Source organism: Syntrophomonas sp. UBA5494 (assembly GCF_002426325.1).
Genome location: NZ_DIPG01000038.1, coordinates 69849 through 81285, shown reverse-complemented (window position 1 = coordinate 81285; position 11437 = coordinate 69849). Strand labels below are relative to the sequence as shown.

Genomic DNA, 11437 nt, shown 5'->3' with positions numbered 1-11437 from the left:
AATTCGCGCTAGCGCTCATTGATGTTAAAAGGCCGGGAAGCGACCTTCCTGGCCTTTCCTTGTATTACAACTCTTTGACTACCATCTGGCCGTCCTGACCGTCGATCATAGTGTCGCCCGGCTGCACGGTTTTCTTTTTGACTACAATCTGTCCATCCTGACCATCTATCAAAATGGTATCGCCGGGCTGCACGGTTTTCTTAAGGATCTCTTCGGATACGGCATCTTCAATGAGTCTTTGCAGGGCCCTTTTCAAAGGCCGGGCGCCATAGGCCGGTTCGAAACCTTCTTTCATAATGATGGCCTTGGCCGCATCGCTGATTCGCATCTCATAGCCGTTTTCCTCCACCCGCTTGAAGAAGTCTTTAAGTAGCAACTCCACGATTTGACGCAATTCGTCTTCAGACAGGCTCTGGAAAACAATCAACTCATCCACCCGGTTGATAAACTCGGGCCGGAAGGTATGCTTGAGCTGTTCCATGATCCGGTCCTTCATGCGGTTGTAGTTTTCGGCTTCGTCAATCGCGGTGCTAAAGCCGACTTTATTGCCGCTTTTGATCATCTGGGCTCCTACGTTGGAAGTCATGATCAAGATGGTATTGCGAAAATCAACCGTTCTTCCCTGCCCGTCCGTGAGCCTGCCATCTTCCAATACCTGCAAGAGGATATTGAACACATCAGGATGAGCCTTTTCGATTTCATCCAGGAGAATGACCGAGTAAGGCTTACGGCGCACCTTCTCGGTAAGTTGGCCGCCTTCGTCGTAACCGACATAGCCGGGAGGAGATCCGATCATCCTGGATACGGCGTGTTTCTCCATATATTCCGACATATCAAGCCGTATCACGGCCTCTTCGGTGCCAAACATGGCCTCGGCCAGGGCTCGGGCCAATTCAGTCTTACCGACCCCGGTGGGGCCCAGGAAAACAAAGGAGCCGATAGGCCGTTTGGGATTCTTCAAGCCGGCCCGGGAGCGCCGCACTGCCCTGGATATGGCCTGTACCGCCTCCTCCTGTCCGATCACCCTCTGGTGTAAGACCTCTTCCAGATTCACCAGGCGCTCACTTTCCTCGGCTGCCAGTTTGCTTACCGGAACTCCGGTCCAGTTGGAAACGATGCTGGCGATCTCTTCTTCGCCTACTGAACCCACGGTGAGATTGCGCTGGTTGACCCATTCCTTGCGGTCGTTTTCAATCTCGGTTTTGAGCCGTTGCTCTTCATCGCGCATGTAGGCAGCTTTTTCATATTCCTGGGCGTTGATCGCCTCTTCTTTCTCTTTAATAAGTTCCTCTAATTTGGCTTCTTTGGCTTTTAGTTCATCGGGCACAATATAATTGATCAGTCGTACCTTTGATGAGGCCTCATCAATAAGATCAATGGCTTTGTCGGGAAGAAAGCGGTCGCTGATATAGCGCGCCGATAGACGCACCGCCGCTTCTATGGCCTCATCGCTGATTTTCACCCCATGATGCGCTTCATAGCGATCGCGCAGGCCCTTGAGGATTTCAATGCTCTCCTCCTGACTGGGCTCATCCACCAGAATAGGTTGGAAGCGCCGTTCCAAAGCGGCATCCTTCTCAATGTGCTTGCGATATTCGTCCAGGGTGGTGGCCCCCACACATTGGAACTCACCCCGGGCCAGGGAGGGCTTCAGAATATTGGCGGCATCAATAGCACCCTCGGCAGCACCGGCCCCAACAATAGTGTGCAATTCGTCTATGAAGATAATGATATCCCCGGCCCCTTTGATCTCCGCGATGATTTTGGTGAGTCGATCTTCAAATTCACCGCGGTATTTGGTCCCGGCGATCATGGAGGATAGATCCAGGGTAACCACCCTTTTGCCTCCCAGAATCTCAGGGACCCGGTTTTCCATGATGCGCTGGGCCAATCCTTCCACTATGGCGGTTTTGCCTACCCCGGGATCACCGATCAAAACCGGATTGTTTTTGGTGCGGCGGGATAAAACTTGTATAACCCGCTCAATTTCCCGGTTGCGGCCGATTACAGGATCCAGGCGGCCTTCGGTGGCATCCTGGGTCAAGTCCCGGCTGAAGGCGTCTAAAGTCGGGGTTTTGCTCTTGCCTTTCCTTTTGGATTGAGGCGGCACGGGAGTAGGGGGCTGTTCGTTATAGGACTGACCGCCCTGATGGTTTGAAGGGGTCTCTCCTCCCAGGAGGATAATGACCTGTTCCCTGACCTCATCCAGCTTGAGCGACATAGATATCAAGACCTGTCCGGCTACGCCTTCTTCTTCCCTCAACAGGGCCAGAAGCAGGTGCTCGGTGCCTACATAATTAACCCCCTGCAGGCGGGCTTCGTCAAAGGCCAGATTGAACACTTTTTTAGCCCGCGGCGTGATGGGCAGATCTCCGGCCTGCTGTTCCCGGGCGGTATTGCTTTCTCCCATTACTTTGGTAACTTCTTCCCTCAGCTTCTCCAGATCCACACCCAGGCTGAGCAATGCCTTGGCCCCCACCCCTTCACCTTCACGCAGCAAGCCTAACAGTATATGTTCGGTGCCTATTGCGGGATGGTTCAATTGTTTAGCTTCTTCCTGAGCGTGTAGGACCGCGTTACGGGCACGTTGTGTAAACTTTCTGAACATAGTCGCATATCCTCCTTTTTCAAGCCGGTCGGCTTATGGTTTATTTTCTGAACAAAATATCTTTGATGACTTCAGCCCTCTTTATATCACGTTGAAATGCATCCATCTCCTGCCCGGCTCTTTTTTGCAGGTGCGCCGGCCTGATGGCTACAATGAGTTCGTTAATGGCAGTTGCCTGAATATGAGTGATGAGTCCCAGGTCTACACCCAGACGCAGGTCAGACAGCAGGGTTAAAGCCTCGTTGGAACTGATGATACCCGCATGGCTCAACAACCCATAAGCCCGGCCGATCCTGTCCTGCAGCTGGTAGGCCATACCCTTTTGCAAGCTGTCCCTGACCCTGCGCTCCTGTTCAATAATCTGGCGTGTTACCAGGGTCAGGTTATGGCAGATTTCTCCTTCACTTAGTCCCAGTGTCACCTGATTGGAAAGCTGATAGAAATTGCCCAGTATTTCAGTGCCTTCGCCATATAAACCCCTGACAGTCATCCCCAGCTGGCCGATATTGTGAAAAATGCGGTTGGTTTGGGCCGTCATGGCCATCCCTGGCAGATGCAGCATTACCGAGGCCCTCATTCCGGTGCCCACATTGGTGGGGCAGGCGGTCAGATAACCGCGGTATCCGTCAAAAGCGTAGGTTAGAACCCTTTCCAGTTCATCATCCAGCATCTGCACTGCATCATTGCATCTTTCCAGGTCAAAGCCCGGCAACAGGCCTTGTATTCTCAGGTGATCCTCTTCATTGATCATTATGGACCGTGAACCGTCTTCATTAACCAGCAAGCCCCGATAACTGTCATTGAAGTGAGCGTGCTGAGGACTGATCAAGTGCTTTTCCATCAGTATCTGGCGGTCCAGTTCAGAGAGCTGGTCAAAGGTCACCCCCTGCAGGGACCGCAAGGGCTCATATTCACTCTGGGAGCAAGCCTGCTTTACCAGATCTATGACTTTTTTTCCGGTTTGTTCATTCAACAGATGCGGAAAAGGGACAACATCGAGATTTCGGGCCAGCCTGACCCGGCTGCTTATGGCTACATCCGTTTCGGGTCCGGCGGAACTGTCCATCCAACCAACATGAGTGCTATACAATAAAGAATCAATACCCATCTGGATGTCACCTCTAATCCAGCTTTTTTTCAATTTCTTTTAATGCATCCCTAATTTCAGCGGCTTTCTCATAATCCTCTGCCAAAATCGCGGACTGCAACTGCTCCTTTAAGTCTTCAACCTGCCGTTTTATCCTGGTCTTTTCTCCGCTGCGCAGCGGTATTTTGCCGGTATGCTGGCTATTGCCGTGAATCCTCTTCAGTGCTGATTCCAGCTCATCCTCAAAAGCCTGATAGCAGTTCGGGCATCCCAGTTTACCAGTGTTGCGTATATCCATAAACCTGACCCCGCAATTCTGGCAGGTAGCCTGTGTGGTGGGATTGGCCAAACCCGCACCTTGCAGGGCTTGATTTCCGCCCAAAAATCCTCCCAGCAGGTTAGGGATGTTGAACTGGCTGGGATCAAACATCAAGGCGCCTTTTTTGGCTGCGCACGATGGGCATAAATGCATTTCGCTCTTCTGCCCATTGTACATTTCGGTTAAATGGACTGTAGCCGGTTTTTGTTTACATTCATCGCACTGCATAATCTATAGCCTCCTAGTCGGTCTGCAAGCCGGAATATCGGGCCATGGCCTCAACCAGCTTGGATAAAACCAGATGTCGCTGTTCTTTGGAAAGATCCATAAAAAGAGTAAACAATAAGTCCTGGAGCAAGCGGGCTTCAGATTCTCCCAGATGCTGGTCCTCCTTTAAATGAGCAATCAGGTCCTTTATATCAGCCTGCACCCGGCCGCAACTACCGGCATCTGATTTAACGCGGGTAATGCGCACAAAGCCCTTGCCGCCGCGTCTGCTTTCAGTGATATAGCCGTCTTTATAGCTGAAGCGGGTGGACAATACATAAGTCACCTGCGAGGGCACACATGAAAAGGTTTCAGCCAACTCGGCCCGCTGTATTTCTATCTGCTGAAGATCACTGCGGTTGATCAACACCTTAATATATTGTTCGATTCGGTCAGTTATGCTTCTTCTCAAGGCCAGATCCCCTTTGACTATTATTGACCTTTAAGTTTATTTTAATAATAAAATAGAGAAAAGTAAACGAAAATCCTTTTATTAGAAAGACTGATAATTTTCGCTCCGGCCAAACTCCCTTTTTAGCGTTAAGTTAAAAACAGGCTCTGGCCTGAAGTATGAGCGTCCCTTGGTGTTAAAGCGGTTATTGCCGTTTATACTTAAGCATTCCAAACTGGTGGTGTGGCTAGTGCTAAACCTATTGTTGCCGTTCGAAGGGCAAAATAGCAAAAACGCCCCTGTCCTTTGCCGGACTATCAGCCATAAACGGGCGGGCTGCCTCTGCAGAGCCGTTTTTACCGGCAGTATGACAGTACAAAGCTGGCTTTTGCAGAAACAAGAAAGGGAGTCCTTGTATTAAAGGATTCCCTTAAGCAGCTGAACGAGTATATAAAAAGTTCTACTCTTCCCAGAATACTTCGATGCGGTCTCCAGCCTTGATGGGGGTAGTAAAACCGGCCTCACTCCCGTTAACTTTCAACACCAGCCTGGCGTTGAGGTTAGGATTCAAGCCATAAACCTGAAATATATCGCTCAAAATGGCACTGCTGATGCTGTGATCCAGACTGATGGTGCTTCCGTCGATCAACTCCGCGGTTGTAGGGGCCGGTTTTCCGTCCATCAGTATGCCGGCTCCCGGGGCGTTTATCACCAGTTCCTCATCATTTACGTAAACCCGCAACCGGCATGCATCAGTATCTTCCAGGATCTCTTGCAGAATCGGATGGGGCGGCAAGAGAGTGTACGTCACCTCAGCCTCCCAGGGGACCACATCATCGAGCTGAGCAGGTTGACCATTGACTTCCACCTTGATGGGAAGCCATAGTATTTGCTTATCTTCGTTCCCCAGGACAAAAGCATAAGACCTCGACTGCAGCTGGTATTCTGGAACCCCGGCTTCCTGCAAAATGTATTTCAGGGAGTTGGCTGGCTGAAAATCCACCCGGGCACGGTCGGGGATTTCGAATCCGGGACTGGCAACTTCCCGGCCATTAACAGTTATCAACGGTTTGATGCGCAATTGCCGGCCGTTCACCTTAACCTCCCCGGCTCCAAGGTCAAACAGGTCTGATAAGGCTACCCGGGCATCCTGGCCGCTGCAGCCGGGTACGAATTCAATCTGATCACCATGATTCAAAGGGGTGTCAAGAGTTGCTGCCTGGCCATTGACCTGCACTATTGGCGCGGTTCCTAGCGTTCCCGGGAATGCCTTTATCTTGCCATTAATAGTTACTGTCTTGCCCAAACCTGGCCTGCCGTATATGCTGGCTAAAGATGTGCCCGAGCTCAGCAGGGCATTGCCTACGGTCATTTCTCCCACATTCCACAGCATCAGGTTAGCCTGATTCAATGTAACCGTAATGAAGGGCAGCGGAGGAAATATGAAGGAGTGGTAAGCAATACCCAGCGGCGTCACCCCCTGAGGCCCCTGCAGGTTGGGGTGCTGACAGCGAATGGCCTCGAAGCCCTCTGCAGTACGTATTCCCACCCTGTTATGGGGCAGTTCCAATTGATCCGCCAGGGTCGCAATCAGCGAAGGGGTCAGGCTGCCCCCACCTACACATACCACCGCATCCGGTGGTTTTTGGTTTAAATCCAGTATATGCCCTGCAATCTTGCCGCTAATATCGTTGATCATTGGCTGCAGTTGGGCCAGCATAGCCTTACTGTCTACCATGCAGCTATTCTTGAGTATATCTTTAATCTCTATGGTTTCCCCAAGAGCTATTTGACGCTTTACCTCTTCGGCATGATGAAAATCCAACAGATAATGCGAGGCCAGGGTTTCAGTGAGTTCATCTCCGCCCATCGGAACCATGGCATATGCGGTAATATTGCCTTCTTTCACCACAGCGATGTCAGAGGTGCCGGCTCCTATATCGACCAGAGCCAGGTTCAACAGGCGCAAACCGGGAGGAATGGCTACGGATAGGGCCGCGATTGGTTCCAGGGTCATGCTCAACAGCTCCAGGCCGGCGCGCTTTAAGGCGGAAAACAAACTGTCTACCACCACCCGGGGCAGAAAGGTTGCTATTGCCTCAACTTCTATAAATCCACCCACTTGCCCCACCAGGTTTTGAATATATTGATCTTCAAGGCGGTAATAGACTACGCTGTACCCCGCGCAAAAATATTGTACGTCTCCTGATTGCTGAGTTTGATCCTGCAACAATGCGATGCGGGCTTGCTGTACGGCTTCGATTTCCAGCGCCCGGACTTCATCAAGGCTGATTTCGTGCAGCAAGCCGCGTTTGGCCTCGGCCTTGCCTACCGAGGTTTTGAGGGCCCTTCCCGCAGCTGCCACCGCGGCAGCGGGGAGCGGGATCTGCAGTCTCTCCTCCAGGATTTGGGTAATCTTGCGAATAGTTCCCGCTACTGCGTCCACGTCGTGAATCTGACCGTCCATCATAGCCCTGGTCTGGTGTTCAATCATTTCACTGTCTAGGACCTGTAAATGATCATCCTGTCTTTGCATAACCAGGCCCACAATTTTTCTGGTTCCAATGTCCAGGGCATATATCGTCTGATGTTCCACCTCAAACCCCCTTATCTGTACCAATCAGGGCAATAATCTGTTTCTTTTTAAACCTTCGACCAGAATACTGATAGCAAATAAGGGCAGGGTCAACTGCCGCTTGAAACGGCTGGGTTCAGTAAGCAAGCGATACAGCCATTCCAGGTTAAACCTGATGAAAAACCCTGGAGCCCGTTTTTTTATCCCCGCAATTACGTCCAGGCTGCCTCCGACCCCGATCCTGACCGGGATCTGGAGTTCCCCAAAATGCTCCCTGATCCAAAACTCCTGTTTGGGCGCACCCAGGGCTACAAATAATATCCGGGCTGAAGAGCTGTTTATATCCTCCACAATGCCCGGAACTTCCTGTGCAGTAAAATACCCGTCGTGACAGCCTGCTATTTTCAGGCCGGGACAGCGTTGGCCGAGCGCCCGGGATGCTTCAAGGGCTACCCCCGGAGCAGCTCCCAAAAGATAAATCGGCCAGCCCATCTTTGCGGCCTTTTCGGTCAATTTCAGCATCAGGTCAATCCCGGTAACACGCTCCGGAACCTGATAGCCCAGATACCGGGCTCCCCAAACCACACCGATGCCGTCTGCGGTAACCAGGTCGGCCTGGCTGATCACCCGCTGTAAATACTGATTTTTTCTAGCCTGATAAACAATCTCAGCATTTAGGGTAATCACATGCATAGCCTGGTTGATTTGAATACCCCGGGCAATGATCTCCAGGCATTGGGCCATACTGACCGGATGCAGTTTGCTTCCTAATATATTAATCTGGGAAGGCGTCATACTTCACCACCATTATGATCTTACCCATTAATGTATTTAGCGAAAGGTGAAACTTTCTCCTGCTTATGGATATAAACAGAAAATCCCGCCCCAAAAGGCGGGATGTCATCAGCTTCTATCCCAGAGCACCGACTTTATCAATGGCGGCCTGGGTCAGTTCATCTTCGGCTTGCACTACCTTCTGCAGCATTTCATAAGACCTGACTGCCTCCAGCAATGTAACCATTTCTTTGACGGCATTGACATTGGATTGTTCCAAATATCCCTGCATCAACCGGGGATCCTCAGCAGCCCGGTAGGCACTTTCAGCAGAATACAGGTTTTCACCGTCTTTCGCCAGGCTTTCAGGATCGTCAAAGACGACCAACTGCAGGGTATGGAGAGTGGCGCCGTTGACAGTTACATTGCCCTGGCTGTCCACGGTAAAACCGGATTCAACAAAAACGTAGTCCCCATTGTGGTCCAATAGCGGGTATCCCTGGCTGGTGGAAAGCAGACCGTCAAAATTGACTTTGAAGTTGCCGTTGCGGGTGAAGCGTTCCCCCCGGGGGGTTTCGACCACAAAATAAATCTCCTCACCCAGGGCCAAATCAGAAGGATTACCGGTCTGTGTCATACTGCCGGTACTGAAATCGGTATATACTCCGCTGATCAGCGCGCCGCTGCCGAGTTGGCCAATGCTCTGCGGCATTGAGCGGGGGTTCGCGCCTTCCTGCCGGGTGATCTCCATTACCGGGTAGGCGGAGGATACCGCCAATTGGCGTTTAAAACCGTTGGTGTTGCTGTTGGCGATGTTGTTGGCGACGATATCCTGTTTGGTCAGCTGCAGCATCATTCCAGAGGCCGCATTATACATCCCTTTAACCACAAATGATCCCTCCGCTCCCAGACTGGTCCCATGTATTGACACACTTTAATATAGTATCGGCATTGGGGGGAAGCAACTTTACTATAACAAACGTTTTGGTCCTTTTCTCTTGGAACCTTTTAATGCAGACATCTCTTCCAAAGCCTTGCCAGTGCCGCGGGCCACACAGGATATGGCGTCATCAGCGATATGTACGGGCAGATTGGTTTCCCGTGTAAGGAGTTCATCCAAACCGTCCAGGAGCGAGCCCCCCCCGGTCATGACTATGCCGTTATTAACTATATCCGCAGCCAGTTCCGGCGGGGTGATTTCCAAAACCTTTTTAACCCCGTCGACGATGGCCTCAATGGGTTCCTGCAAAGCTTTGAAACATTCTGCTGAGGTGATCTTAATATTTTTAGGCAGGCCGGTCAAAAGGTCGCGCCCCCGCACTTCAATAGACCTTTCCCGATTCTGCGGGGTGACGCAGGCAGTTCCCACCTGGATTTTGATGTCTTCAGCGGTGCGGTCCCCAATGAGCAGGTTGTGTTCACGCCTGACGAAACGGATAATGGCTTCGTCAAACTTATCTCCTCCCACCCGCAGGGAAGTGTCGCAAACGATTCCGCCCAATGACAAAACCGCGATATCCGAGGTGCCGCCTCCGATATCAACGACCATATTGCCGGTGGCGTCTGATATATTGACCCCGGCTCCCAGGGCTGCGGCCAGTGGTTCCTCAACGATATAGGCCTGTTTGGCCCCTGCCGACAGAGTAGCCTGACTGGCAGCACGTTCTTCCACATCAGTGGCCCCGGTGGGGATGCACACGATTACCCGAGGTTTAAAGAACAACTTGCGTCCGATAACCTTGCGGATAAAATAAGTAAGCATCTTTTCGGTCGTATCATAATCAGCGATAACTCCATCTTTCAGTGGCCGGATAGCGACGATATGACCAGGCGTCCTGCCCAACATCTGGCGTGCTTCTTCTCCGACGGCAATGATGCGATTGGTGTTTTTATCTATGGCTACTACTGAAGGCTCGTGAAGTACGATCCCTTTACCTTTTTTAAAAACCAGAACACTGGCGGTACCCAAGTCTATTCCGATATCCTCTCCGGCGAACAGCATGAAAAGCAAGACCCTCCTATGGTAAATATTGATTATAAACATTGTAACTGTTATCCCGGGGGATTGCTATGGTTTTGGAGAATCAGCTGCTTATATGCGTCGAGGCATATTTTTGCCGGGTGGCTTCTCCACCGCGAATATGCCTTTCAGCCTTGTTTTTGTCGAGAACTCCTTTCACTTGATCAGCCAGCTTTTCGTCAATCCGCGGTAGTCTTTCGGCTACGTCTTTATGCACCGTGCTTTTACTAATCCCGAACACTTCTGCTGCTTGCCGGACTGTGCTGGAAGTTTGGAGAATGTATTGCGCTATCTTGACCGCTCTCTTTCTAATGTAGTTTTGCATTTCAAACCTCCCGACTAGAGAATTGTTACAGTATATTCACTAGTCCAGAGGTCGAGAACAAAGGACAACGGTTAAAATGATACCGTGTCAATAATTTAATGATAAGACTTCAATTTGTTGATAGTAGTGCTGTAGAATTTGTTTGTAGTCTTTTTGGGCAGCCGCCATTCCGCCGGCCCCATACTGACACAGCCCCAAGCCATGCCCGTATCCCCGGCTGTTGACAATTAAACTGCCATTGTCAAGAGAGAGGCTCCACCAGGTGGACGGCAAACCCAGCGAGCGGCGAAAAGTCTCGGCATAAAGAGACTGCCCATTCAACTCCAATCGGAATACCCGGCCGGCTTCAGTGCGGGATGTGATCTTTAAGCTTATTTTATTATTGGGGGATGTCTTTATAAGGTTTTTTAAATCCTGGGGGCTGAATACCTGCTGTGATTCGTAATAGCGCGAGGCCTGACAATAATTGCATTCAACTGATCTTAGATAGGGTATGTCCCTCCCCGTGGTTGCCAGGGCGCTTTCGGTTTTCCCGCCGCAAGTGGAATGATATAGGGCGTCTATGGGCTGATTTTCATAGACCATGATAATTCCCCTGGTAGCTTCCACCGCCTTCTCGATTTTGGACCATAACTCCCGGTAATTAGAAGGATTTCGCCTGGCAAACTCTTCAGCCCCGATGTAGGCTTGACAGCTGTTGATATCGTCAGATAAGTGAGCCCCCCTGGGATAGCTGCGTCCTTCGATGATCTTGCGGACCGCATAGGTTCGCGCGCAAACTGCCTGGGCTTTAAGTGCTTCCGGGCCAAATCCGGCCGGCATTTCCGCGGCTACCGTTCCCGCCAGATATCCTTCCAAGGCCAGCTCGATCACCCGATCCTCACCTGATAGATAAAGTTTTATTACAGGTTCTTGCGTGATTTTGGGGGTTTTGAGCTTTTGGATCATGAGGATTGATCCCAAAATAACTGACAGGATTAAGACCGCAAAAAAAATTAGTTTTGATTTGTTCCTAAAGCTGCGTATTCTCATACTGTATTTATATGGGATCAAAACTAAGATATGACTTCA

Annotated in this window: 10 protein-coding genes; all 10 read right to left on the bottom strand. The window is 50.8% G+C overall.

The genetic code is table 11. The features are described 5' to 3' along the window. Nucleotides 1–64: 64 nt before the first annotated feature. Nucleotides 65–2608 (bottom strand): ATP-dependent Clp protease ATP-binding subunit, encoded by a 2544-nt coding sequence (locus B3W37_RS04150; RefSeq protein ID WP_481041657.1) that lies wholly within the window; start codon nt 2606–2608, stop codon nt 65–67. A gap of 40 nt (nt 2609–2648) precedes the next feature. Next, the gene (locus B3W37_RS04145; protein WP_483174860.1) at nt 2649–3716 is read right to left on the bottom strand and encodes a protein arginine kinase; all 1068 of its coding nucleotides are present in this window, start codon (nt 3714–3716) and stop codon (nt 2649–2651) included. 13 nt (nt 3717–3729) lie between these two features. Continuing rightward, entirely contained in the window at nt 3730–4242 is a 513-nt protein-coding gene (locus tag B3W37_RS04140) for a UvrB/UvrC motif-containing protein (RefSeq protein WP_481041661.1), read from the bottom strand. Nucleotides 4243–4255: 13 nt separating this feature from the next. Further along, nucleotides 4256–4693 carry a CtsR family transcriptional regulator gene (locus tag B3W37_RS04135; RefSeq protein ID WP_481041663.1) on the bottom strand — a complete coding sequence of 146 codons (438 nt, stop codon included), beginning with the start codon at nt 4691–4693 and terminating at the stop codon, nt 4256–4258. A gap of 439 nt (nt 4694–5132) precedes the next feature. After that, nucleotides 5133–7268, bottom strand: a complete 2136-nt coding sequence (gene pilM, locus B3W37_RS04130; RefSeq protein ID WP_483174859.1) for a pilus assembly protein PilM — start codon at nt 7266–7268, stop codon at nt 5133–5135. 24 nt (nt 7269–7292) lie between these two features. Further along, nucleotides 7293–8042, bottom strand: coding sequence for a WecB/TagA/CpsF family glycosyltransferase (locus B3W37_RS04125; RefSeq protein ID WP_481041667.1), 750 nt, complete (start codon nt 8040–8042; stop codon nt 7293–7295). Between the two features lie 115 nt (nt 8043–8157). After that, the gene (gene flgF, locus B3W37_RS04120; RefSeq protein ID WP_481041669.1) at nt 8158–8910 is read right to left on the bottom strand and encodes a flagellar basal-body rod protein FlgF; all 753 of its coding nucleotides are present in this window, start codon (nt 8908–8910) and stop codon (nt 8158–8160) included. Between the two features lie 81 nt (nt 8911–8991). Next, complete coding sequence (gene mreB, locus B3W37_RS04115) at nt 8992–10023, bottom strand: rod shape-determining protein MreB (protein WP_481041671.1); 1032 nt, start codon at nt 10021–10023, stop codon at nt 8992–8994. Between the two features lie 82 nt (nt 10024–10105). After that, a complete protein-coding gene (gene spoIIID / locus B3W37_RS04110; protein WP_481041673.1) occupies nt 10106–10366 on the bottom strand; it encodes a sporulation transcriptional regulator SpoIIID in 261 nt (86 codons plus the stop codon). A gap of 87 nt (nt 10367–10453) precedes the next feature. Then, complete coding sequence (spoIID, locus tag B3W37_RS04105; protein WP_481041675.1) at nt 10454–11314, bottom strand: stage II sporulation protein D; 861 nt, start codon at nt 11312–11314, stop codon at nt 10454–10456. Between the last annotated feature and the right edge of the window lie 123 nt (nt 11315–11437).